Origin of the sequence: Apibacter sp. B2912 (assembly GCF_009827835.1) — a bacterium.
Taxonomy (GTDB): domain Bacteria; phylum Bacteroidota; class Bacteroidia; order Flavobacteriales; family Weeksellaceae; genus Apibacter.
On record NZ_WINV01000005.1, the window covers coordinates 118,912 to 145,810 of the forward strand.

21 protein-coding genes are annotated in these 26,899 nt (G+C 29.3%); 6 read left to right on the top strand and 15 right to left on the bottom strand.

All coding sequences use genetic code 11. The features are described from left to right. Positions 1-49 precede the first annotated feature (49 nt). From GFV01_RS08875 to GFV01_RS08915, 9 genes are all read right to left on the bottom strand, one after another. Positions 50-1,819 (bottom strand): long-chain fatty acid--CoA ligase, encoded by a 1,770-nt coding sequence (locus GFV01_RS08875; RefSeq protein WP_160566643.1) that lies wholly within the window; start codon positions 1,817-1,819, stop codon positions 50-52. A 193-nt stretch (positions 1,820-2,012) separates the two neighbouring features. After that, positions 2,013-3,284, bottom strand: coding sequence for a serine hydroxymethyltransferase (glyA, locus tag GFV01_RS08880; protein WP_160557395.1), 1,272 nt, complete (start codon positions 3,282-3,284; stop codon positions 2,013-2,015). Between the two features lie 13 nt (positions 3,285-3,297). After that, the gene (galE, locus tag GFV01_RS08885) at positions 3,298-4,320 is read right to left on the bottom strand and encodes a UDP-glucose 4-epimerase GalE (protein ID WP_160566646.1); all 1,023 of its coding nucleotides are present in this window, start codon (positions 4,318-4,320) and stop codon (positions 3,298-3,300) included. Positions 4,321-4,344: 24 nt separating this feature from the next. After that, the gene (locus GFV01_RS08890) at positions 4,345-6,339 is read right to left on the bottom strand and encodes a KUP/HAK/KT family potassium transporter (protein ID WP_255466928.1); all 1,995 of its coding nucleotides are present in this window, start codon (positions 6,337-6,339) and stop codon (positions 4,345-4,347) included. A 107-nt stretch (positions 6,340-6,446) separates the two neighbouring features. Next, the gene (locus GFV01_RS08895) at positions 6,447-7,397 is read right to left on the bottom strand and encodes an endonuclease/exonuclease/phosphatase family protein (protein ID WP_160566649.1); all 951 of its coding nucleotides are present in this window, start codon (positions 7,395-7,397) and stop codon (positions 6,447-6,449) included. 79 nt (positions 7,398-7,476) lie between these two features. After that, positions 7,477-8,382 carry a DUF6576 domain-containing protein gene (locus tag GFV01_RS08900; protein ID WP_160566652.1) on the bottom strand — a complete coding sequence of 302 codons (906 nt, stop codon included), beginning with the start codon at positions 8,380-8,382 and terminating at the stop codon, positions 7,477-7,479. Between the two features lie 9 nt (positions 8,383-8,391). Then, positions 8,392-9,171: a rhomboid family intramembrane serine protease gene (locus GFV01_RS08905; protein WP_160542676.1), complete on the bottom strand. Its 780-nt coding sequence runs from the start codon at positions 9,169-9,171 to the stop codon at positions 8,392-8,394. A 35-nt stretch (positions 9,172-9,206) separates the two neighbouring features. After that, positions 9,207-10,964: a DNA mismatch repair endonuclease MutL gene (gene mutL / locus GFV01_RS08910; protein ID WP_160566655.1), complete on the bottom strand. Its 1,758-nt coding sequence runs from the start codon at positions 10,962-10,964 to the stop codon at positions 9,207-9,209. Positions 10,965-11,101: 137 nt separating this feature from the next. After that, positions 11,102-11,413, bottom strand: coding sequence for a hypothetical protein (locus GFV01_RS08915; RefSeq protein ID WP_160557400.1), 312 nt, complete (start codon positions 11,411-11,413; stop codon positions 11,102-11,104). A 353-nt stretch (positions 11,414-11,766) separates the two neighbouring features. Here GFV01_RS08915 and GFV01_RS08920 point away from each other — a divergent pair, with 353 nt between their 5' ends. From GFV01_RS08920 to GFV01_RS08930, 3 genes are all read left to right on the top strand, one after another. Beyond that, positions 11,767-12,159 (top strand): hypothetical protein, encoded by a 393-nt coding sequence (locus GFV01_RS08920; RefSeq protein WP_160566658.1) that lies wholly within the window; start codon positions 11,767-11,769, stop codon positions 12,157-12,159. Between the two features lie 205 nt (positions 12,160-12,364). Continuing rightward, positions 12,365-14,188: a hypothetical protein gene (locus tag GFV01_RS08925; protein ID WP_160566661.1), complete on the top strand. Its 1,824-nt coding sequence runs from the start codon at positions 12,365-12,367 to the stop codon at positions 14,186-14,188. A gap of 9 nt (positions 14,189-14,197) precedes the next feature. Continuing rightward, on the top strand, positions 14,198-14,860 hold the full coding sequence (locus GFV01_RS08930; protein WP_160557403.1) for a response regulator transcription factor: 663 nt from the start codon (positions 14,198-14,200) through the stop codon (positions 14,858-14,860). A gap of 311 nt (positions 14,861-15,171) precedes the next feature. Here the strand turns inward: GFV01_RS08930 and dinB are convergent, their stop codons facing one another. Continuing rightward, positions 15,172-16,263 carry a DNA polymerase IV gene (gene dinB / locus GFV01_RS08935; protein ID WP_160557404.1) on the bottom strand — a complete coding sequence of 364 codons (1,092 nt, stop codon included), beginning with the start codon at positions 16,261-16,263 and terminating at the stop codon, positions 15,172-15,174. 563 nt (positions 16,264-16,826) lie between these two features. Between dinB and GFV01_RS08940 the strand changes: the two genes are divergently transcribed. Next, entirely contained in the window at positions 16,827-17,816 is a 990-nt protein-coding gene (locus GFV01_RS08940) for a polysaccharide deacetylase family protein (protein ID WP_160566664.1), read from the top strand. Positions 17,817-17,951: 135 nt separating this feature from the next. Here GFV01_RS08940 and pth read toward each other — a convergent pair whose 3' ends face one another. The 4 genes from pth to mfd form a co-directional block, all read right to left on the bottom strand. Further along, entirely contained in the window at positions 17,952-18,518 is a 567-nt protein-coding gene (gene pth, locus GFV01_RS08945; protein WP_160566667.1) for an aminoacyl-tRNA hydrolase, read from the bottom strand. A 37-nt stretch (positions 18,519-18,555) separates the two neighbouring features. Beyond that, the gene (locus GFV01_RS08950) at positions 18,556-19,293 is read right to left on the bottom strand and encodes a glycosyltransferase (protein WP_160566670.1); all 738 of its coding nucleotides are present in this window, start codon (positions 19,291-19,293) and stop codon (positions 18,556-18,558) included. A 22-nt stretch (positions 19,294-19,315) separates the two neighbouring features. Next, entirely contained in the window at positions 19,316-20,701 is a 1,386-nt protein-coding gene (locus tag GFV01_RS08955) for a DUF6056 family protein (RefSeq protein WP_160566673.1), read from the bottom strand. Positions 20,702-20,765: 64 nt separating this feature from the next. Beyond that, a complete protein-coding gene (gene mfd / locus GFV01_RS08960; RefSeq protein ID WP_160566676.1) occupies positions 20,766-24,131 on the bottom strand; it encodes a transcription-repair coupling factor in 3,366 nt (1,121 codons plus the stop codon). A 115-nt stretch (positions 24,132-24,246) separates the two neighbouring features. On the opposite strand from mfd, the gene GFV01_RS08965 reads away from it, so the two are divergent. Together GFV01_RS08965 and GFV01_RS10210 are read left to right on the top strand one after the other, a co-directional pair. Next, on the top strand, positions 24,247-25,107 hold the full coding sequence (locus GFV01_RS08965; protein WP_160566679.1) for a beta-1,6-N-acetylglucosaminyltransferase: 861 nt from the start codon (positions 24,247-24,249) through the stop codon (positions 25,105-25,107). Between the two features lie 3 nt (positions 25,108-25,110). Continuing rightward, positions 25,111-25,437, top strand: coding sequence for a hypothetical protein (locus GFV01_RS10210; RefSeq protein ID WP_255448971.1), 327 nt, complete (start codon positions 25,111-25,113; stop codon positions 25,435-25,437). 71 nt (positions 25,438-25,508) lie between these two features. On the opposite strand, the gene GFV01_RS08970 is transcribed toward GFV01_RS10210, so the two are convergent. Then, positions 25,509-26,834: a S9 family peptidase gene (locus GFV01_RS08970; protein WP_160566682.1), complete on the bottom strand. Its 1,326-nt coding sequence runs from the start codon at positions 26,832-26,834 to the stop codon at positions 25,509-25,511. Positions 26,835-26,899 lie beyond the last annotated feature (65 nt).

Below are 26,899 nucleotides of genomic sequence, written 5' to 3' on the forward strand. Positions count from 1 at the left end.
AAAGCCAAATAAAATTTATGACAAAATATCATGTTGAAAATTATTTTAGTTATTTATCATACAATTTATTATATAAATTGATGTACTTTTCTTTAATAAATTTTCTTTTTAATTTTAAGGTAGGAGTTAATTCTCCTCCATCTACCGACCATACATTGGGGGTAAGCTCTATTTTTTTAATTTGCTCCCATTTTCCTAAATTTTTATTTACCTTTTCAACATCTTGCATGATTCTATCTTTAATTATCTTATTATTGACAATTTCTTCCGGCGAAGCAGTAGAATTTAATGGTAAATGTTTATAACTAATATATTTAGAAATAAAATCAAAATCAGGCTGTATAAGCGCACAAGGCATTTTTTCTCCGTCACCAACTACCATGGCTTCTCCTATAAACCGTGATTGCTTAAGGTTATTTTCAGTTACTTGAGGAATAATATATTTTCCTCCGGAGGTTTTAAATATTTCTTTTTTTCGATCGGTAATTTTTAAGTATCCATCCTTCATATAACCTATATCTCCTGTCTTAAGCCAACCGTCTTCCGTAAATATTTCTTTGGTTTTTTCTTCATCTTTATAATACCCTAAGAAAACATTCGGCCCTTTGGTTAGTATTTCTCCGTCCTCTGCAATTTTAACCTCATATCCGTCTAATAAAGGCCCCACCGTTCCTAATCGGTAGACTTCATCATTTATACCGTTTACTGAAATAACCGGAGAAGTTTCTGTCATTCCATATCCTTCCGTAACGAGCAACCCCGCGGCAGAGAATACTCGACAAAGATTCTCAGATAGCGCGGCACTTCCACATATCATTAACTGAAGATTATTACCTACAGCTTCTCTCCACTTTTTAAATACTAAAGCATCTGCTATTTTATGAGAAAGTCCGGCCGGTTTAAAGGGTTGATATTTTTTAGCCACATTGAGTGCCCATAAGAAGATTTGTTTTTTAATCCAACCGGAAGAAGTTCCTTTGTTATATATGGATGCATACAATTTTTCAATTACTCTCGGCACCACTAGAATTACATCGGGTTTAACTTCTTTAAAGTTTGAAGCTAATTTATCTATACCTTCTGCAAAATATATCCCATAACATTTATACATAAAGACATAGACTACCATTCTTTCTAATATATGACTGATGGGAAGAATACTTAAAATTCTGAATTTCTCATCATTTTTCATTAAAAATCTGGTATGGCATCCCATTACATTGGATAGTACATTTCCATGTGAGAGCATAACGCCTTTGGGTCTCCCTGTAGTTCCGGAAGTATAAATTAACGTCATCCATGTATCGGGTTTTATATTATTTTTTAAAGTTTCAACATCTTGTTGATTGGATTCCTCTTCACCCTTTTCTTTAATTTCCGACCAATGGGGAACTCCTTCTATCTCATCGAAGGTAAAAATATTTGAAAGCGAAGGGCAATTTTCCTTTATATTTTGTACTTTATCATATAACTTTTTGTCAGAAATCAGACAAAATTTAGCTTCACTGTTGTTGAGTATAAATGTTAAATCGTCATCGCTCATGGTTGGATATATAGGAACACTTACCGCTCCTATTTGTTGTATGGCAAAATCCATAATCATCCATTCTGTTCTGTTTACTGACGTAATTAAAGCTATTCTGTCTTCAGGTTTAATTCCATATTTTAAAAGACCTCTACTAACTTGGTTAACCTGATCTATAAGCGATTTTGTTGATATTCCTTCCCAAACTCCATTTTTTTTTGATGATAAGGAAACTTCAATCGGCCTATTTTCTAATTGATAATATAAAATGTCAAATAGCCTAGCGACTTTCATTATGTATTCATTTTAAAGCGCGAAAAATACAAAAAAATAATATATTAGCAAAAATCATCTTTTTTCCTGATTTGTTAATTAGAAATAAAAAATCATGTATTCTATCTTGTGTAAATGAAAACTGATTAAAACTTATTAATTAGAAGTAATCAGTTTTCGTAATTTAAATTTTTTTAAAATTCAATTTTTTTATTTACCATTGGAATAAAGGCCTAGAGTCCATTAAAGCATTGACTTCTTTTTTTACTTTATTTATCACCTTTTCGTTTTCCGAATCTGTGATAACTTCATTTATAAAATCCGCTATTTTTATCATATCGTCTTCTTTGAGACCTCTGGTGGTTACCGCTGCAGTTCCCAATCGAATACCTGAAGTTACAAATGGACTCCTGTCATCGTAAGGAATCATATTTTTATTACATGTTATGTCTGCTTTTTCTAATACTTTTTCGGCAGCTTTACCTGTAATATTTTTATTGTGTAAATCAATTAGCATAAGATGGTTATCAGTTCCTCCTGAAATTATAGTAAAATCTCTTTCTATCAATGCTTGAGATAAAGCCTCGGCATTTTTAACGATTTGATGGGTATAAGCAAGGTATCCATCACTTAATGCTTCAATGAAAGTTATCGCTTTTGCTGCTATTATATGCTCTAAAGGGCCGCCCTGAGTTCCCGGAAAAACAGCTCCATCTAGCACTTGTGACATCATCTTTATCTCTCCTTTAGGCGTTTTATGTCCGAAAGGATTTTCAAAATCTTTACCTAACATAATCATTCCTCCTCGCGTACCTCGTAACGTTTTATGAGTTGTAGTGGTAACTATATCACAATAAGGTAAAGGATCACTTAAAATTCCTTTAGCTATTAATCCTGCAGGATGTGAAATATCAGCCATTAATATTGCTCCTATTTCATCTGCTATTTCTCTAAATTTTCGATAATCAAAATCTCTGGAATAGGCTGATGCTCCCACGATGATCATTTTAGGCTTTTCTCTCCTGGCTGTTTCAATCATATCTTCATAGTTGATGCGCCCATCATCTTTATTTACTTTATAAAAAACCGGGTTGTAATTTATTCCTGAAAAATTAACGGGAGAACCGTGAGTTAGATGTCCGCCATGGGCTAAGTCTAACCCCATTACTTTGTCACCGGGTTTTAAACAGGCTAGAAATACGGCTGCATTTGCCTGTGCTCCGGAATGCGGTTGAACGTTTACATAAGAAGCACCAAATAACTTTTTAGCACTTTCTATGGCGATTTCTTCTATTTGGTCTATTACTTCACATCCTCCATAATATCTCCTTCCCGGATATCCTTCTGCGTATTTGTTTGTTAATACAGATCCGGCGGCTTTCATTACTTCGTCGCTGACAAAATTTTCTGAGGCTATCAATTCAAGCCCTTTGGTTTGTCTTTGTTTTTCTTTTTCGATCAGTTCGAATATTGTTTTACTTTCCATAACATAGTTTACTTTATTTTCTATATGATTTTTCCCAATTCCATGCATCTTTAACCATATCTTCTAAAGAATGCTTAGCTTTCCAATTTAATATTTGATTGGCTTTATCGCAACCGGCATAGATGCTTTCTACGTCTCCATTTCTTCTGCTTCCTATAACATAAGGTACTTTAACCTTATTAACTGCTTCAAAGGTATTTATTATTTCTAAAACAGAATTACCAAGCCCTGTTCCTATATTAAATACATCATGCGACAAATCTCCTTTATCTGCCAGTAAATACTCACAAGCATTTACATGAGCTTTCGCAAGATCAACCACATGAATATAGTCTCTTATACATGTTCCATCGGCGGTGTTATAGTCGTTACCAAATACTGTCAATTCTTTTCTAATTCCAAATGCTGTTTGTGTAATAAATGGCATTAAATTACCGGGAATTCCTTTCGGCAATTCTCCAATTAAGGAAGATGAATGGGCTCCAACCGGGTTAAAATATCGTAAAGAAAGTGCTTGTAAGCTACCCGTTGCCGAAACCTTTTCTATTATATCTTCCGCCATTTGCTTGGTACTTCCGTAAGAAGATAGGGCTTTTTGAATTGGAGAGGTTTCTGTAACAGGTAATTTTTCGGGCTGTCCATATACGGTTGCAGAGGATGAAAAGACCAATTTTCTTACCTTAAATTCATTCATAACTTCCAATAGGTTCATAAGAGATATTAAATTTGACCGGTAATAGGTGAGAGGAATTTCCATAGATTCTCCTACTGATTTTTTAGCTGCAAAATGTATACAGGCAGAAATATCGTTATTATCCGTAAATACTTGATGTAATTTTTTATAATCACCTATATCGTATGAATAGAATTTGGGTTTACATCCCGTAATTTTTTCTATTCTTTCTAATATAAATAATTCTGAATTACTCAAATCATCTATAATTATCGGTTCAAATCCTGATTGAATTAATTCAACTACCGTATGAGAACCTATGAATCCTAAGCCCCCAGTAATTATGATTTTAGTTTTATTCATAAGTCATGAAATTTATCTAAATATTTATTTATAATTCTTCACTCTTTTTATCCTGCTTTTATATATTACATCCGTAAGCATAGGTACTTCTTCCACTTCTACGTTATAAGTATCTAAGCCTAAAGCAGCGGTGTCAGATATTCCTATATATTTGACCATGTTATAAAAGCGTAAGATAAACCTTTCTTTTAATGAAAACAAATATTCTTGATTGAAAACTCTATCTATAAGGATATATTTAAAATCTGCAGGAATATCATATTTTTTCAAAGATGGATAATTGCTTGACAAATCTATTTTTCCTGAGATTTTTAAATCTTCAAGTACCTGACTAAAATAAATATTTATTAATGGAACTACTTTGAATCCTAATTTAAAATTAACTTTATATAAGGTATTGGGTATTAATTCTAATACATCATATTCAAACGTATAAGGGTTTGTATCATTTTCAACTCTAAGGAACCAATAGTAATCTGCTCTTTTAGGGTTTTTATTGACTATAGAAAATAAAATTTTTGCTTCTATTTCTTCTGATTTACCTGCTCTACTTATATATACTAAATGGGTTGAATATTTCGATATGTCTGTATCGGTTTTCATATCTTGTATAATAGGCAGATAAGGTTTTATATTTACGTATTGTACGTATTTATTCTTCAATTTTCGTCCATTATACCAAATGTACATAGAGAAAGCAATCAAACCGGCCAACATCATGGTAATCCATCCGCCTTCTTCAAATTTCAACGCATTGGCATAGAAAAATCCTCCTTCAATGATAAAATATATGATTGCAAATAGTAAAATAAAAAATATATTTACTTTTTTGCTATATAAATAGAAAAGTAATAAAATGGTTGTCATCAGCATAGTGATGGTAATTGCCAAACCATAGGCCGCCTCCATTTTAGAAGATTCTTTAAAATAAAATACAACAAAAATACAGGATATGAGTAATCCCCAATTTATGGCCGGAACATACATTTGACCTTTTTCATGGGTGGGATATTCAATTTTTTGCCTCGGCCAAAAGTCCAACGACATAGCCTCGCTAAATATAGTATAAGATCCTGTTATTAAGGCCTGGCTTGCTATAACCGCTGCCAAGGTAGCCATTCCTACTCCAATGATTACAAAGTTATCGGGCATCATCATAAAAAATGGATTTCCTCCACTAGCTGCTTCTACAGGATGTGACAGAATCCATGCACCTTGTCCGAGATAATTTATGATTAAACAAATTTTTACAAAGCCCCAACTTATCCTGATGTTTTTAATTCCACAATGTCCCAAATCGGAATATAATGCTTCGGCTCCGGTTGTACACAGAAATACAGCACCCATAATTAGTAAAATCATATGTTTAGCTTCTAATGCAGTTTCTGCGCTGTCTCTCACAATAAGCATTAATTTAACAGCGTAATAGGGATTTATTGCTTTTATTACATATAAATTTGGTATAAATTGAATAGCCCCCAGTAGTAACAACATGATAAACCAGAGGGTCATGATCGGTCCGTAAAATTTACCTATAGATTGGGTTCCAAATTGTTGGACGACAAAAAGAACTATAAGTATAAATATGGTAATGGGTATGACTTCTGTATTGGGATTATAACTTTTAAGTCCTTCTACTGCCGACATAATGGTCATTGAAGGAGTAATTACCCCATCAGAAACTAACGTTGCGGCTCCTAAAATGGCTACAATATACAGCCATTTATTCTTCATCTTTTTGACCAACGAATACAAAGCTAGAATTCCACCTTCTCCATTATTATCAGCTCGTAACGCTATTACCACATACTTTAGGGTTGTTTGCAATGTTAACGTCCAAATGATGCAAGATAAAGCCCCTATGATAAAATCTTCTGAAATATGATCTGTGTGATTGGCGGCAACTATGGCTCTCATTACATATAATGGAGAGGTTCCTATATCACCAAAAACTATCCCGATGGTAACTACTAAACCTATAAAAGTAAGTTTAGATTTCTTAGAATCAATCTGCTGCACAATTAGTTATTTTAATTTACTACTAATTTGCAAAGTTATATTTTTTTTAAGTTAAATTTTTTTATATACTGTTAATTTAATTAAAATAGAACCGGAAATTTAGCTCATTAATTTAACTTCAATGTTGCCAGTACCGGATAATGATCGGAAATTGTAATTGTTTTATCTACATAACATTGCATCGGCATAAAGCTATTACTTGCAAATATATAATCAATTCTGATGGGATAATAATAATCATAAAAAGTCCATCCTAATCCTTTCCCACTTTCTTCAAATACATCTGTCAAATCTTTTTTCAAGGTAAAATATTCATACGATAAGGGTACCGAATTTAAGTCTCCACACACAAGTACGGGATAGGGTGATTCTTTTATATATTTTGAAAGTAAACCTATTTGAACTTGATGTTTTTGAAAGCCTTTTATTAATTTTTCCGTTATCAGTTCTAAATTATCTCCAAAATGTTTTAGGCTGTTGGCTTTGAATAAATTTTTAGAAAGATTCATGGGTTCTAAATATATGCTGAAACATCTTATTATATCCTGATCTTTCTGTATATCTACCAAGCATGCAAATCCATTACCCGGCAGTATTATTTTTTGTTCATTTATAATGGGATATTTTGATGATATGCCAATTAAATCAAAGGCAGCATTATATCGTTCAGCTAAAAATATTTCTTTTGATCTCCACTGTCTGGTATAGATTTCGTGAAAAAATGCAATGTCAATATCTTTTTGATGGATATAGTTTTCCAGGGCTCGTAAGTCTTTATTATCGTTTGCATATCTAATATTATAGGTTAAAATTTTAAGTTCATTATTCCGAATCGGTTGATTATTCAATTCCCCAAAATGAACGTATTTTTTTATAGGAAACAGTAAAAAAAGGGTGATAATAAAGAAGGGTACAAAAATTAATTGTCTTTTAATAAGCCAAAATATAGTGAACAAACAATAAAGAGCAATTAGTATGGGATATATAAGAGCCAGTAAGCCTAAATAAGGAAATGTCTTGGGTTCAATAAATTTATTAAAATAAGTCAGACACAGCAATATAGTTATACTAAGATGTATTATAAGAATTAGATAATTTAATTTGCTCTTTTTTATAAACATCATATTCTTAACTATTTCATTTGGAAGAATTAAATAAAAATTCTTTTTCCTGTTTCGTCAAACTATCATATCCGCTTTTTGAAATTTTATCCAATATAGTATCGATCTGTTTTTGTTTCTTTACTTTGTTATAATTAAATTCTTCATCCGATAAAGGTCTGGAGTGATGCGATGTATATTGCTTTTTATCGCTTTTTTCAATTTTAAATTTAGGTTTATCTAGTTTTTTAAAATAAGCTCCGACATGGCTGACAATCTTCTTAAAATTGGGAATAGGAAATACTAGAAAATCATTTCCTTTTTGGAAAGACTTCATATAAAAAAATCCAAAACTTGCAGCTGCTATTCTTGCTATAAATACTCCGATAAGTTCATTATAGTTGAGCAAATTAACAACATCAAAAAGCACAAACACTATTCCAACGACATAAAGAGGTAGTTGATAGGGTATGGGAAATAGGGATATTTGCATTTTTGGATTGTATGAAATTATTGCAAATAAGCAACTATAAACACCCAACATTCCACCTTCTAAAAGGGTATATTCCTGATCGGCAACTACATTTGTAAGTAAAAAAGCTATACAACCGATTAAATTGCCATAAATGAAAAATTTTAAAAAACTTGATCCGCTAAAATATATTCTGAAAATTTTTTCCATGAAATAAATAATCATTGCGGCAATTAATAAATCCCAAAGATTAATATATATAAATGGAAAGGTTATAATAGTCCAAATAAATGGAAAAAAATTATTTACAGAAACCAAAACATATGAAGTTATTGAAAAATCAAACGTTTTAATTAATAAAAAGTTTAAAATCCAATAAAAAAATGAAAACAACACAGAGATGAAAATAAGTTTAACTCCTTCTGTTCCATTTTTATAATAATCCCATATATTTATCATCTTTTTGTCCATACAATTGATTTAATTCCAACGATATCTGTTTTTTAGCCAATGACGAGTCAAAAAATATCCAAAAACGGCTCCTCCTAAATGAGCGAAATGTGCTACATTATCTCCTTGCGATTGTTGAATTCCTAAATATAATTCTAATAAAACCATAATCGGAATAAAATATTTAGCCTTCATTGGGATCGGTGGAAAGATTAACATTAATACGGAATTAGGAAACATCACTCCAAAGGCTACTAAAATCCCATAAATGGCTCCACTTGCTCCCACCATTGGGGTGACTAAATCTACATATAGCTTGCTTGCAATGTATTGATTAGTCCCTTGAGGCAAAGTATTCAACCATGCATATGCTTTTTGTTCCACATTATTATTTGATATTTCATAACTTAATTTTGCGTATTTGCCAACTTCGTTTAAAGGAACATTGGCAGATACTAAAGAATCATACACTTGCTTGAATTCAAAGTAATTAACTAAATTAAATAAAGCAAAAGCTCCTAACCCACAAACGAAATACAAGATCAAATATTTTTTAGCTCCTAAAGACTGTTCTACAGCAGATCCAAACATCCACAGAGAAAACATGTTGAAGAAAAAATGTGTAAATCCTCCATGCATAAACATATGAGAAATTATTTGATACCAATGAAAATTGGGGGATAAAGGGAAATATGCTCCAAAAAGAACCGTGAGATCTATCCCGCGAGTAGATAATATATATGTTGCTATAAAAAACAGAGTGTTTAATAGTAAAAGATTTTTAGTTACCGCTGGTATGGTTCTATTCATTATTTTAAAAAATTAATTGTTCTAAATGATGGTTATTAATCGAAATTTGGCATGGGCAATATTTCATAATTTCTTTTTCCAAAAGGATTAAATTTAGGACATCCTAAAGTTATGAAATTCTCCCAAATAGGTAAGAAATGAGAAGGTTGTATAAATTCATTTCTTTTTCTGGCAGAAACTTTTGAAATGGTTTTACTAAAAAATATAGAAAATTCTTCTTCGGAATGTTCAGATAATTCACTTAATAAATAGTCAATTAATTCAATTATTTTTTCTTGCATAACATCCGATGGTATTGCTGTTATCGTCAGTAAATCTTCTTCAATTTCCATATCCAAACCCTCTGCAAATAATGCGGTTTTAATTGAATCTAATTTCTCTTTTTCAAGATCATATACCGGTCTTTCTATGGGAAACAATAATTGTTGACTTAAGACATTCCCTTTAGAGTTTTTCATATGATTTTCATATAAAACTGTCTGATGTATTCTATAGGGATCTAAAATCCATACATTGGAATCTTTTTCAGTAATCCATCTCCCATTGGATAATCGTAATAGTGACGATTCGGTAATAGTTTCACTAGGATTATCAAACATTTCAGAAGTTAAAATTTCTTGTCTGGAAGATGCATATAATTCGTTCAAATTGACTTTTTCGGCACGTGATGGTTTACCGGGTTTAGTATCAAACGGATTATAGGATGAATTAATATTTATTTTAGGTTCAACAACGGGAATATCTTTTTTATTTAAGGAAAAACTCCAATCAGGATTTTGATCAAAATCTAAGCTTGGTACAACATTATAAACCCCAAGGGATTTTTTTATGGCTGTTCTTAATAATGCATATATTGACGCCTCGTCTTCAAATTTAATTTCTGTCTTAGTCGGATGAATATTAACATCTATTCTTTCCGGATCAATCTGTATATAAAGAAAAAATGAAGGCAAAAACCGTGGCGGGATCAATCCTTCAAAAGCATCCTGTACCGCTTTATTTAAATAGGTCGATCTAAAAAACCTTTGATTAACGAAAAAAAATTGTTCACCTCGTGCTTTTTTAGCACCTTCCGGTTTTCCTATAAATCCATTTAATTTTATCCAATCTAATTGTTCTGCAATTGGGATTAATTGATGTTGAATTTTCCTGCCGAAGATTTCTGAAATTCTTTGCAACAAACTTCCTGAACGAAGCCTGAACATTTCTTCGTCATTATTAAATAATTGGAACTGTATATCTTCATGTGCTAAAGCAACTCTATGGAATTCGTCTAAAATATGCCTAAATTCAACGGAATTGGATTTTAGAAATTTTCTTCTTGCCGGCACATTAAAAAATAAATTTTTAATTAAAAATGTGGATCCAACTGCTGTATTTACGGGAAGTTGAGAAATGATGTCTCCCCCTTCAATAATAATATGAGTACCCAATTCATCTTCCTCTTTACGAGTTTTTAATTCAACTTGAGAGACTGCTGCTATGGAGGCTAATGCTTCTCCTCTAAAGCCTTTGGTATGAATATGAAATATATCTTCTGTAGTTGTTATTTTTGAGGTTGCATGTCTTTCAAATGACATTCTTGCATCAGTTACGCTCATTCCCACCCCATTATCAACTACCTGAATTAGATTTCGACCCGCTTCTTTTATGATAAGTTGAATTTGCGTTGCTTTCGCATCGATAGCATTTTCTAAAAGTTCTTTTACTACAGAAGAAGGTCTTTGTACTACTTCTCCTGCCGCTATCTGATTGGATACATTATCCGGAAGTAAGTGTATTATATCAGGCATACTACAAAGTTATTAAAACTATTAGAAACCTCAGCACATACTTTTACTTAATAAAAAAAGAAAGAACTATTATTTAATTAGCATTAATTTAAAAAATGCTAAATTTATTTAACAAAAACTAATCAGTTACCTATATCTTAAATAATCTGCTTTTTTACAGGCAATTTTTTCTCTTTATTATAAAAGTCAACAAAGTTTTCATAGCCAATATATTTACATAAGAAATCTAATATATGCCTATTAGGTTCTCCTGTAGCTTTTTCTCTTCCTCCAATATATTTATCGTAATATCTTATAAATGTCTTTTCACTAATACATGTCTTATATTCTTTCTCAATCTTAGAGGAAATATGTTTTGAAAGAGGTGTTTTTAACACAAGTAATGATTCATTTTTAGCTTTATTAAAAGCCTCATAAATGATCTTCTTAATTACATCCTTATTCCCCATATCTTAATTCTAATAGTTAGTAAATTCCTTATTGCAAGTAGTAACAAATGAAGCAAAATTTGGAAAAAGTCTTAAAAAAGTCTTTAGTATGTCTTTATTTTACTTTATATTATCAGTTACTTTGTATTTAAAATTTTTTAATATATTTTATAGCAAATATACTAAATGTATTCTAATAAGAAATAAAGAAGTTGTAGTGTTTTAATAGATTTGGGAAGCCTGTTAATTACTGCACTTAATATTTCTTGCTTCCCTAATACATAATAGTATTTTAAATGCTAGAAAATAGTTAAAATTAGTTAGTAATCTAAAAATTTTATCTCAAATTTTTAACAAATAAAAATTAAATAAACATGAAAAAAATAACAGCATCCATAGTAAGTTTATCTTTAAGCTTATTCATGGTATCATGCAACGACGATTATAGTGATATACCTATGCAAAAATCTCTATCTGCTGAAAATACATTAAACAGTCAGACACAAAAAGAGGAAAATAATTCCGAAAACAAGGAAATTGGAAATTATTTAGTAGATATGGACATCAGCGGTGAAACTGCCCAAAATCCTGTAAGAAGAATGGACATTAGCGGTGAAACTGCTCAAAATCCTGTGAGAAGAATGGATATTAGCGGTGAAACCGCCCAAAATCCTGTAAGAAGAATGGATATCAGCGGTGAAACTGCTCAGAATCCAGTAAGAAGAATGGATATTAGTGGGGAAACTGCTCAAAATCCTGTGAGATAATATTAAATTCATAATAAAAAAATGATAAAATTACAAATTATATAAGACGTTTAATTTTATCAATAATTTACAATTTTATACGGCAAGGAATATGTATATTCCTTGTCTTTTTTTATAATTATCTATAAATTACTTAACAAATATATATTTTTCACGTATAATAAGTTTCAATATTATAAGTTTATATTTTTATATTTAGGGAATAATGAAAACTTTTATCATATTTTTATCCTATATCTTTATTATATTGCTAAATTTATCTTCGTGCAAGGATTTAATTACACGAAAAAAGAAATCCAATGAATTAATTAATCCAACAAAAGCACTCCCTTCTTCAATAATCGACTATTCTAATGAAACAATACAATTAACTCATAAAGAGATTTTTAAGCTAATAAAAGAAAAAAATAATAAATCTTTGGCCAACATATATTTTCAAATGGGTCATTATTATTTAAATAAAAATAAAAGTGATAGTGCATTTTATTATTTTAATCATGCAAAAGAAGCCTATTTACTTGATAATAATAATGTCTTTATCGGTAAAAGTTTAATCGACATGGCCATCATCCAAGCAAATGAAGGAGATTACATAGGAAGTGAAGAGACCGCTGTTGAAGCATTACGATATATTAAAAAATCTCAACATAATGCTTCCTTATCTGCTGTATATAATTGTTTAGCCATATCTAAAACAGAACAAAAAGATTATGATCAAGCAATAATTTATTATAATTTGGCTTTAAAATTTTCAACTAACAAGATATCTGTTATTAACATAAAAAATAATGGTGCTGTAGTTAATATTAAAGCCGGAAATTATGACAATGCCATTAAAATTTTAACCAAATTAAGCAACGATCCTTTTTTAAATAATCTTCCTATTCAAAAAGCACGAATAACTGATAACTTAGCTTATGCAAAATGGTTATATAATCCAAACTATAAGGCAGATAAAATTTTATATCAAGCCCTAAAAATGAGGGAAAAGGCTTCTGATTCCATTGGGCAAATTGCCAATCATTATCATTTATCGGAATACTATGAAAAAATAAGCTTTAAAAAAGCTATTTTCCATGCAATTAAAATGTATGATATTGCCTCAAAATTAGGAAATATAGATGATCAACTAGCAGCGATGCAAAAAATTATTCTTTTAGATACTCCTTCTACACGTGAAAAAAATTATTTTAATTCCTATATTAGATTAAATGATGAAATAAATTTGAAACGAATTAAAGCAAAAAATCAATTTGCTTTAATTCGTTATGAAGTTGAGAGAAACAAAGAAGAAAACGCTTTATTAAAGGCAGATAATGCCCAGAAAAACTATTTACTTTTAAAGCAAAAAGTGATGTTTGGTTCTGTTATATGTCTTACCATTTTAATTTTAATATTATTAATATTCTGGTATCAAAGAAGAAAGGCTAAATTTAGACAAGAAAAAATTGAGGAAGTTCATCGAACCAAATTAAAATATTCAAAAAAAATTCACGATGAGGTTGCTAATGGCATTTACTTTTTGATGGTTCAACTAGAAAATAATTCAGATGCAAAACCAACAAAAATAATTGATGAATTAGAGCTTTTATATCATAAATCAAGAGATATTTCTCATGATGAAGAATTTAAAATTGATTTGAAAGAAGAGTTTTCTATTACTTTACGAAATTTGATAAAACCATATGGAGCTAAAAATACTCGCATTATTCTGATTGGCAACGAACCCCATATTTGGAAAAATATTTCAAACAATAAAAAGGAAGATATATATTATATACTTAAAGAATTAATGACTAATATGAAAAAACACAGTAAAGCTGATATTGTTACGTTAAAATTTAAAAAAGAATATTCAACCATTTCTATAGAATATTCAGACAATGGCGTTGGCTTAGCTGGTTCTAATGGTGGAAATTTTAAAGACTTAAAGAACATAAAAGATAGATTGGATCCTACACAAGGGTGTTACTTTATTGATAAAGGAAAATTGACAGGTTACTCAATAAAAATTATTTACTCAATCTAATTTATATTAATGTTTAAAAAAATACTTATTACAGAAGATTTTGACAGTTATAACATTGGCATTAAAAAAACTGTTGAAGAATTAAAAATTCCTATTATTGACCAAGCTTTTTATTGCGATGACGCTTTGCTTAAAATCAAAAGAGCAATTATAGATCATGATCCCTACGATTTGTTAATAACTGATTTATCTTTTGCTTCTGATTATAGAGAACAAAAATTGGAAGGGGGTGAAGATTTAATACTTACCATTAAAAATGAACAACCTGAACTTAAAATTATAGTTTTTTCGATTGAAAATAGATTTCATAAAATTAAATCTATGTTCGATAGATATAAAATAAACGGATATGTGACTAAGGGAAGAAATGACGCAAAAGAATTGCAAAAAGCAATAGTGTCGGTATTCCAAAATGAATCTTATATCTCTAATGATAACTATAAAACAACTCAAAACAATTTATATGAATTAACGGAATATGATATCAATTTATTAAAATTACTTTCTCAAGGATATACCCAGAAAGAGGTTGAACAGAATTTAAAAGAAAATCAAATAGTGCCTAATAGTGAAAGTTCGATTGAAAAAAGGCTCGCTTTACTTAGAGCATCTTTTAATGCAAAAGATACTAAACAATTATTAAGCTTAACAATTGAATTGGGCATTATTTAAAAAGATTTTTTTGAATTACGGATATCCTTAAAATTTTTAAAATTACTAAACATATATTTGCTACTGATTTCATAATTAAATAGATAAAAATATAATGTTTAAGCAAATTGATTTATTTATATCTTTTTTATATCTCTAATTTATATATAAAAATTATTTAGAGGATTTATTAGTTAGTTAAAAAAACATGGTTAATAAAAATTAACCATGTTTTTTTGAAATTTAACAATAATTATATATATGTTTTAACTTAATTTTAAGTTAAAAAGTAATTGTAGAATAAAATCATTCACTGATATAAATATTTATTTTTATTTAAAAATATTAAATTCTTTAAAAGGAATTTTTAATTGAAAATTTTTAGGAATATCATTTCCTAAATCCGACTCCGAATTTTTAATGCTTACCCCTATCAATCTAATTTTCTTATCCAAGTCAAGTGAATAGAGTAATTCCAGAGCAATTTTATAGAGTTGAGGAAAATCCGTTATAAAACTCGTTATTGTTTTACTTCGCGAAATTATTTTAAAATCAGAGAATTTTATCTTTAAAATAACGGTACGGCCTTTAAAAGAATTTTTATTCATTCTATGGATTACATCTCTACAGATAGTTTCTAATTCCGCATACAATCGAGGTAAAGAATTTGTATCTTCCATAAATGTATTTTCTGAACCTACTGACTTTCGTATCCTATTGGGATTAACTTCTCGATTATCGATTGCTCTCGCATTTAAATAGTATAAACTCCCGTGTTTACCAAATAGCTTTATAAGATCATCTTCAGATTTTTTTTTCAAATCTAAACCGGTATTAATTCCTATTTGATGCATTTTTTCCGCAGTTTTTTTTCCTATTCCGAAAAAATCTTCAATTTTAAGGTTTTCTACAAATTTTTCTGCTTTTTGAGGAGTAATAATAAATAAGCCATCGGGCTTATTATAATCTGAAGCTATTTTTGCAAGGAATTTATTGAAGGATACACCTGCTGAAGCTGTCAATCCGGTTTCTTTAAAAATTTTATTTTTGATTTCTTTTGCAATATCCCTGGCAAATTCCATATTTTTAAGATTATGGGTTACATCTAAAAATGCTTCATCTAACGATAAGGGTTCTACTAAATCCGTATATTGAAAAAAAATGTCTCTAATTTGTTTTGAAACAGAACGATAAATTTCAAAACGGGCGGAAGTAAAAATCAGGCCGGGACATTGTTGAATTGCCTGTTTGGAGGACATTGCTGAACGAACGCCAAATTTTCTGGCTTCATAACTGGCTGCAGCAACTACTCCTCTTTCTCCTGCAAATCCAACGGCCAAAGGTTTTCCTCTAAATTCCTCATGATCTCTTTGCTCGATTGAAGCATAGAATGCATCCATATCTATATGAATTATCTTACGCACAATGACAAAGTTACAAAAGGGGTTAATTTAAAATCAACAAAAATATTATTTTTGTGTAAACTTTATTAAGTAAACACTATTTTTAACAACAGATTTTATATTATCCTTTTTAAATAAATTTCAAATATGTTAATCAAAAAATAATTGAATTTACCTATGATTTATTTCTTACGAATTATAATTTAATCTTTATAGTACTGATTTTATGAGTAATTCACTTTAATAATAGTTGTATTTTTTTAACATTTCTTAAAGCAAAGTATAGTAGTATTCGTTTTGTTTAAATTATACTATTATTTAAAAAGTTAAATTATTAAAATCTATTAAATAATTGTATCTTTATCATTTAGGATTTTTTATTAAAAAACATTTAAAAAAAAATTATTCATTACATAAAAAATAATGATATCATATTTCTGTATTTTTCAAATAAAAATAAAGTTACCATAAAAATGTAACCATTTTATAATAAAAAAGTTATAATATATTTTATAAAATAAAATGGCATGATTTATGACAAAATTATTTTTTAAAATTTTTTAAAAAATTTTAGCTATTCATATATGAAATTATATTGTTTTACCGTCATATTACTTATTAGTTTACTAAGTTGTAAGAAAGAAGATAGCAAAAAAATAAATGCTTTACCTGAAAAAAATGTTACTAATGTAACTTCTATTTCAGACACAACCGGCACACATCATAATAATTCAAAAAAAGATACTACTATACATCACGGTAAAAAAGATTCTTTAATTAAACCTGTTCACCAAAAAAATAAACATTCTTATAAATCAGACAGTGTCGCTAAGAAAAATAAAGATCAAGATAAATTTACCGAAACAAGACATAATCATAAAGGAATTGTAAAAGATTCCTCAGATAAATTCTATATTTATCTATCCTTAGATGATGGTCCTCAGTTACCGGGCACGCATAATTGTAAAAGTATTTTGGAAAAGAACAATGTTAGAGCTACTTTTTTCATGATAGGTGTTCATAATACGGGAATAGTAAGAGAACAGTTAGTGGATTCCTTAAACAATAATCCATTATTTATCGTTTGCAATCATAGTGATACCCATGCAAATAATAAATATAGTTTATTTTATAAGAATGCTAAAAGTGCTTTACAGGATTTTTTACGGGCTGAAGGTAAATTAAATCTAAAACATAAAATAGCTCGACTTCCCGGCAGAAATACTTGGGCGGTTAATCATCAGATTAAAGGCGAATCTTCTGCCTTCAATGTTGCCAAAAAACTCGATTCTATAGGTTATTCTGTATATGGTTGGGATTTGGAATGGAGATTTGTTCATAGTAACATTCCGGTTGAAAGTGCTACTGAAATGATAAAAAAAGTTAAAAATACTTTGAAAAACGGTAGAACACATAGTCCTAATTCCATAGTAATTCTAGTTCATGACAGAATGTTTGATAAACCGCAATATGCTGATTCTTTACAGAAATTTATTTCTGTATTGAAAAGCGATAAACATTACATATTTGAAACTCTTGATAAATACCCTATTTTATCTTTAGAAAAAAATTAATTATACTTTTTCGATAAGTTTATTAATATTTTTTAATAAATATTTGCTTAAAAATTAGTAGTGGATTTTAGTATTAATTGTATTTAAATTTTAAAAATTTTTATTTTTAGTACTAAATACTTTTATAAGGATTTTTTATTTTCCGTTATAGTGATTCATAGCATTATTTAAACCTGAAAAAATAAAGGATAGTATTGCATCTGTACTAATATCGATTCTTTCATTAAGAACCTTTTTTTCTTCTTCGTTCCACTCCCCTAAAACATATTCAATTTGTTTACCTTTTACATAGTTATTACCGATTCCAAAACGAAATCGCGGGTATTGTTGCGTTTGTAACTTTTCTTCGATACTTTTCAATCCATTATGACCCGCACTGCTTCCTTTGGATTTTATACGAATAGTTCCAAATGGTAGGCTTAAATCATCACAAATAATTAAACAATTCTCGAGCTTAATTTTTTCTTTAGTAACCCAATAATTAACTGAATTACCGCTTAAATTCATATAAGTATCGGGCTTTAATATAAAAGTTTTTCGCCCTTTATATGAAGTTTCACAAACTTGACCGAAATTTTGTGCTTTAAAACTACCTCCAAATTTTTTAACTAATCTATCAACCAGTAAAAAACCTATATTATGCCGTGTATTGCTATATTTTTCTCCTATATTCCCTAAGCCTACTATCAGGTATTTATTCATAAAATTTCGATTTTTGTCGTACTACTATAAGAAAAAATCAGTATTTTTTCTTATAGTATTTTTTTATTCTTAAAAGTTCAAAAGGAAGTTTTAACGAATAAGAAAATTTAACTTTGGAATCTCCCACATCTCTCCAGGCTTCTAAAGGAATTTCTTTTGCTCTTTTTTCAACATTTTCTTTACCAACTATATTCATGAATTTAAAGAAAATTTCAATATCAAAACTCCAATTAGATATAAACGGATCAGCAAAAATCTTTTTAGCTATTTCTTGAGAGAATGCTTTGGCTCCACATTGAGTATCATAAACAGGTAAATCTAACATGGTACTGGATAAGGTAGCAAAAATTCTTCCAATTAAATGACGATGCAATTTTCTTTTTATTTTCGAACCAATTCTCCTGACTCTTGATCCGAATACAAAAATAATATTTTCGTTCATGTATGAACATATACGACTATATTCTTCAACAGAAGTAGCCAAATCGGCATCTAAATATCCTAAAATATCAAAATTTTTCCACGTAAAAGCTTCATTGATCCCGGTAAAAATTGCTGCTGCTTTCCCTGCATTTTGCTTTTTATCCACAACCAAAACTTTATCAGGAAATTTTTGATACAATTCATTTAATATTTTTAATGTTTGATCCGAACTGCCATCATTTACAAAACAGAAAGAAAGATTATTTTCTTCTGCTAAACTTTTTTCAAATTCTTTGACAGGCAACCTGAATTCTTCATTATAACAAGGAACAACTACACAATTAGTTTTCATGATTTATACTATTATATATTAATTATTTAATTATGATCGCTTTTTTATTAAAATATTCAGCCATAGATGCATTATAAAAATGCTTGGGATCAGGGCTTAAATCTGTATGATATATAGTTCGTGGTTTTGTTTGTATTGGAGATAAAAATATTGTATCTTCTTTAGATCTTTGAATAATTTTGTATCTTTTTTGAACTTCCTCTTTATATTTTTGAGCTTTACCATTAATGATATCATCGTATGAATAATAAATATTATTGGTTAAATTATAAATTTCACGATCTCTAACAGCAAAAGTATAACCTAAAATTAAAATTAGCAAAGAAATATTTACTAAAAACTTTGGCACATAAACTTTACTGATAAAAGGTTCTCTAATTAATTTACAACATAAAATCATTAAAATTATCAAAACGCTCAAAAAGATGACGTTAACTGTTCGTAAAGGTGGATTACTCCCTAAAGTATATATACTTGGAAAGCTTCCTATAAATATGATAAGTATAAATAAAAGTATATAAAAACAATAAGGAAGTGTAAGTAAGGGTAATTTCATTTTTTGTAATGGATTTCTAATGCTGTAGAATGCCATAAATATAATTAAAAATGAAAGTATTGAATATCTAATAATTATGATAATTGTTTTTCTTAGAGATTTTAAAATAATTTCCGAAAAGGAATAAGGGTTATGAACAGAATGGGAACGCACGGAATTTCCTGGTGCGATTAGTATAAAAATCGTTAACAGGACAGTCCAAAGTAATAGATAAAAATATATATTGAATAATTTTCTGGTTTTAAAGAAGTTGTAAGCAAACAATAAGAAATTAAGGATCAGCAAATATATCATGGATATTTCATTACAGCCTATAATAAGAAATATCAATAAATAGAGTAATACATTGCGTAATTTTAATTTCTTGATACTTTTAGTACAAATTCCTATATAAAATATAAATAAGATGTTGCCCAAATGATAGGTAGCAGAACCGGAAAGCCAATAAAAGGCTGAATTTATTTCGGGTAATTGAAATATATATATAAATGATAGTGTAGAGGCGAGTGTAATCGATAAAATTTTATCTTTTACCAGCTGATAAAACATAAAATAGGAACCAAAAATAAATAAAACTATCATTAAAAATGAAATAATTTTATATCCCAAAAAACTCCCCCAATGGATAGGGTTTGTAATTAAAACTGCTGTTGCGGTATACCTGCTTCCCCAATGCATATATTCATAATATTCTATACCCCAAAAAGTATCTTTACCTAATTTTATAGCATAATTATAATCATCCGCCGAAGGTTCATCATAAAAAGAAAGATATAACAAAGGGAGGGTTGCCACAAATAACAATAAGGTTATGAGTTTATCAAAAATACTTAATGTGCGCGATTGACTCATATATTACGTTTAAATCAATAATGAATAATAAATGCTAAGATACATTTTTTTATATGATTCCCATTTATTGATCAATAAATGTATTAATTCTTTCCAAAAAATACAATACATCGTCTATTTTCAGTATCTTGTCTTTTTTAAAATAAAGTTGTAAATTATCGTGTACGTTTTTTTGTTTTAATGAAGCATCAGAAGGATTATTTTGTAAATATTCCAGAACTTTCTTAAAAATATCTGATTGATAATATTTAGATTGAGCATTAATTGGAAAATAGGCCAATAAAACATTATTTTTAATTAATAATTTTTCAAATCCAATATATTTGGAAATCCATTTTAACTTAATACTCTTTAATAAATCTTGAGTTTGATCAGGTAATTTCCCAAAACGATCTATAAGCTCGTTTTTAAAATTACTAAGTTCCTCTTCATTAGTAATTTCAGATAATTTTTGATAAAGTGAAAATCGTTCTTCTACTTTGTTTACATATTGATCGGGTATTAATAATTCAAAATCGGTATCAATTTGTACGTCTGTAATAAATTCCTTCTTTTCGTTTTCTTCAATAAACAAATCTGAAAATTCATCTTCTTTTAATTCTTCTATAGCTTCATTTAAAATTTGTTGGTAAGCCTCAAATCCGATTTCTGCAAAAAAACCGCTTTGCTCAGCACCTAACAAATCACCGGCTCCTCGTATCTCTAAATCTTTCATGGCTATATTAAACCCGGAACCCAGATCTGAAAATTGTTCTATTGCTTGTAAACGCTTTCTGGCTTCGGATGTGATAACGTCCAAAGGCGGAGTGATGAGATAACAAAAAGCTTTTCGATTGGATCTTCCTACCCGCCCCCTCATTTGATGTAAATCTGCTAAACCGAATCTTTGAGCATCATTAATAAAAATAGTATTTGCATTTGGAACATCTAAACCGGATTCAATAATTGTTGTTGAAATTAAGACATCGTAATTCCCCTCCATAAAGTCAATCATAATTTTCTCAAGTTTCTTCCCCTCCATTTGGCCATGTCCAATAGCCACTCGGGCCATAGGCACCAAGCGTTTAATCATCCCTGCGAGTACATCCAAATTTTCAATTCTATTATTGATAAATAATACTTGTCCTTCTCTGTTTAATTCATAAATAATGGCATCCCGGATTTGTTCTTCATTAAAACCAATAAGTTGAGTCTGAACGGGCTGCCTATTGGGAGGCGGAGTCTTAATAACAGACATATCTCGAGCCGCCATTAAAGAAAATTGTAAAGTTCTGGGGATTGGAGTGGCGGTTAACGTTAACGTATCTACCGTTGTTTTTAATGTCTTTAATTTATCTTTTACGGATACTCCAAATTTATGCTCTTCGTCAATAATTAATAAGCCTAAATCTTTAAAAACGATATCCTTACCGATAAGTTGATGAGTCCCTATAATAATATCAATTTTTCCTTCGGCAAGAGATTTGATTATTTCTTTTTTTTGTCCGGCAGTTTTAAATCGATTTAAATATTCAATACGTACAGGAAAATCTTTTAGTCTGGACATAAAAGTTTTATAGTGTTGCAAAGCCAATATGGTGGTCGGAACCATAATAGCGCTCTGTTTTCCATCGATAGCCGCTTTAAAAGCTGCCCTTATGGCAATTTCCGTTTTACCAAATCCTACATCCCCACAAATAAGCCTATCCATAGCAATAGGTTTTTCCATGTCGCTTTTAACGTCTTGGGTAGCTTTTTCTTGATCCGGAGTATCTTCATACATAAAAGAGGCTTCCAGTTCATTTTGTAAATATCCGTCGGGTGAAAAAGAAAATCCTTTCTTAGTTTTCCTGTCGGCATAAAGTTTTATAAGGTCAAAAGCAACTTCCTTAACTTTTCTTTTTGCCTTATTCTTAAGATTTTTCCACGCTGCCGATCCCAATTGGTTAAGAGTTACTTCTGCTCCTTCTTTTCCTGAAAATTTTGAGATTTTATGCAAGGAATGGATATTTACATATAAAATATCATTATTTTTATATACCAGCTTGATGGTCTCTTGTAACTTATCATCATTTTTAATCTTGACCAATCCCATGAATTTACCGATCCCGTGATCAATATGGGTTACATAATCTCCTACTTTCAAGTCTGTTAACTCTTTGAGTGTTAAGGATTCTGACTTAGAAAATGAATTTCGTAAATTATATCGGTGATATCTTTCGAAAATTTGATGATCCGTATAGATAAGAAATTTAGAATTATGATCTATAAATCCTTTACTTAAATTAGCATGAAAACCTATAAAAGGCACTTCTTTTTCAATTTCTGAAAAAATATCTTGTAATCTACTTTCCTGTTTTTCGGATTGAAACGCAATGTAATTCTTATAATGAGATTTTTCTTTTTCAAGCAAATCTTGCCCTAACAAGTCAAATTGTTTATGAAAACTCGGTTGCTCTGTTTGATCCAGCCGTACTGTTTTAAATTCATTAAAATAAGGGATTGAGGAGAATTCAATAAATGAATTCTGAACTATTTTAGAAATCAGCTCATGGGATTGTATATAAAGCTCTTTAGGCTCACTGCGTTTTATATTTTGCGATAAGGTAGCATAAACCTCTTCTGCCTTTGAAAATTTTTTTTCAATATTAGCTAAAGTCAAAGAAAAATCTTTACTTATAAATATAGTGTCCGAAGGCAGGTAATCTAAAAATGAAACTTTCATAGTTTCTCTGTGCGAATGATCTATATTGGGAACAATCATAAATTCATCAACCTTTTCTTCGGAAAGTTGAGTGTCAATATTAAATTTACGTATAGTTTCCACTTCGTTACCAAAAAGACCTATACGATAGGGTTTTTCATCAGAATAAGAGAAAACATCTACAATCCCTCCTCTTACAGAAAATTCACCGGGTTGAGTTACAAAATCGGTTCGTTTAAAATGAAAACTGAAAAGCGTTTCATTAAGGAAATCTGCATCAATCTTTTCACCTGTTTTTATTTTAAAACTAATCGAATGTAATTCAGATTTAGTAATTATTTTTTCAGATAAAGCATCAGCATAAGTAATAATAATTTTGGGATTTTGCATTTGCGTGATGCTGTTAATCACTTCCGTTCGTAAAACCACATTTGCGTTTTGGACTTCCTCAATCTGATAGGGAGTTAGATGAGAGGTAGGATAAAACAAAACTGTATCTTTCCCGAATATATCTTCAATTTCATTCAAAGCATACGCTGCTTCTTCTTTATCGGAAAAGAGTAACAATACCGTTTTTTTCAAAGAATTATATAAATAACTGCTGTAAATGTTAAGGTACGATCCTGCCGCACCTAATACAGATAGTTTTATGATACTTTTTTCTTCTAAAAAAATGGATACTTCCGAATTTAAAATACTCTTTTTTAAAAGCGGAAAAATTGAGTGTATAATGGAATTTGTTTTCAAAACAAAGTAAAGGTACGAATTTTGTTAATAATTTATTCAATCACTTTTTTAACCAATCAACATATAATTTTTATATTTTATTTTTTATATTTAATTAATTAAAAATTTAATATGAATGAACGATAAAAAGATAGTAATATTAATCCACGCTCATAAAAATATTGAATGTTTAAATAAATTGATAAAATCACTAGTTTATGATAATTTTGTTATCTATGTCAACTTAGATAAAAAATCCGACATTAATCCACAACAAATTGATTCTAGCGCTATTTTAGTAAAAAAAAGAGTAAATGTAACTTGGGGAGAATATTCCATAGTAAATCAAACTTTACATTCACTTCAACAAATTGTGGATGAACAAGAAGATTTTTCTCATGTTCTACTAATTTCCGGTCAAGATTATCCAATAAAAAGCAATCAATATATTGATGATTTTTTTAAAAAATATAAGGAGATTAGTTTTATTGAGTGCTTGTTAATTACTGAAAACAATAAATATAAACCTTATATATGGAGATATGATCGAAGGCATTATCCCGCGAATCGAATTTTTGAAAGAAAAATCCATACGACATATAAATTAGCTTATAAATTTATTACGGGAAAGGAATATAAAATCAAAATGATTCACAATCTTACCCCCTACTGGGGCAGTCAATGGTGGAATCTATCCAAAGAAGCAGTATATTATTCACTTGAATTTGCAAAAAACAAAAAAATAACTACTTTTTTTACTACAACCTGGTGTTCAGACGAGGTTTTCTTTCAAGTTTTATTGATGAATTCAAATTTGAAAGATAAAATTATTAATAAGAATTTCAGGTATATAGATTGGACTAATTGCATTAATAGTCCGAGAGTATTAAGTGAAGAAGATTTTAATAAGATTATTGACTCCGATAATTTATTTTGCAGAAAAATTGATAAAGAAATATCCGATTCTTTAGTTGAAAAATTAGAAAATAGAAGATAATAAATGGTTATATATTTTCCCTATATATTTTATGGTGATTTTCAAGGAATTACTATATTCCCGTTTATTTTTATACGCTATAAACATTTAAAAAAGAATAAAATATTAATCAATCACGAAAGAATACACCTAAGACAGCAACTTGAAATGCTTTGGGTCTTTTTCTTTATTTTTTATATCGCTGAATTTATAGTAAATCTAGTAAAATATAAAAATGCGTCTATCGCTTACAGTGAAATCAGTTTTGAAAAGGAGGCATATGCCAATGAATTTAACTTAGACTACTTAAAAAAAAGGAAGTTTTGGGCTTTTATGAATTATATAAATTAACAAATATAAATATGTAAAAAGCAGACCCAATTAAATTGAATCTGCCTCTTTTTACAATTAATTTAAAAAAACTATTTATAAAGAGCAGTATAAAAGGTCGCTTTATTTAAATAGGGAACTAAAGCGATAATGTGATCTCCTTCAGTAGAAATGAAGGTTACATTACCTCCAAATTTTTTCTGTTGTACAGAGAAATCATAAGCATTTTGATAATATACAGATACATCAGAAACTCCATGCGTCATAATAAATCTACATTTATTTACCCAAGGGGTTACGCTGTTTTCATGAAGAATATCATTCATATAAGCTAAAGAAGGGTCTGTATCAAGATCTTTGATAAATTTTTCTGTATACATTTCTTTAGGATATTGTGAAAAATATGCATTTACTTCTATATCCCAATGAGTTCCGTCGAAATAAGACAAAGAGGTTGAAGCATACGGTTCTTTAAGAAAATCTCTAATATTTATATTAGGATACGCATTTTGTTTATACCCCCACAAACCATATGTTAAAAAATAAGTATGTTGAGTTTTTTCTGAATTTCTAACAATATCCGCAATTTGTTTTAAATTACATGGAGTACCTCCGGTTAACAATAAATTTACAGAAAGTCCTAGTGAAGGGGTAGTTTCAATTTTGCGCCCTATGGATGCCGCTACGAAACCACCTAAAGAATAACCGGTAACGATTAAATCTGTTTTATATCTATATCCTTCTCCCGAAAGTGTAAGTTTAGCCGCATTCAATAAATCTAATGTTGAATTAACCATTGATTTTGAATCTAAATAGGGATGCTGACATTGTCTGTAAGATTCACCGAATCCAGGATAATCAGGCACAAATACTATAAATCCGTTACTTGCATGAAGAGTCCAATAAGCTAAGAAATCATTATCAGGTAAATTCACATCTTTAAATAAATTGGATGGAGCTGTTTTATTATTGGTATAAGTAGGTGGAGTAGCCACTATAATACGATATTTGGTTAAATCCGAAATAACAGTTCTTGGAGGAAGTAATAAAACCCCTGAAACATCTATTAAGCCTCCTAAACGATTCGGATGCGCTGTTTTAGTTGTAACTTTTATAACTTTTACACTAGGAATAATTTTAGATGTCGGTTCATTTGATGCTTTTAATTTATCTAATTGAAAACTTGAAACATCTACCCCATATTTTTGTAATTTATTTTTTAAATTTAATAAAGCACTCGAATCAAAAGTAGCTATTACTTCTGATTTTACAGGAACATCAGCTGAAGAAGCTTTAGACAAGTTCTCTACTGAACTTGAAGAAGTATCAATGAAACTATCTTCATTATTACATGATTGGATTGTAAAAGTCACTCCCAATATGAAAGCGATTAAAATCCTTGAAAAATTTTTTTTCATGATTTATGTATATTTTATTTTTTTATAAACAAAAATAATAAATTTTATCTTATAAATTATATCAT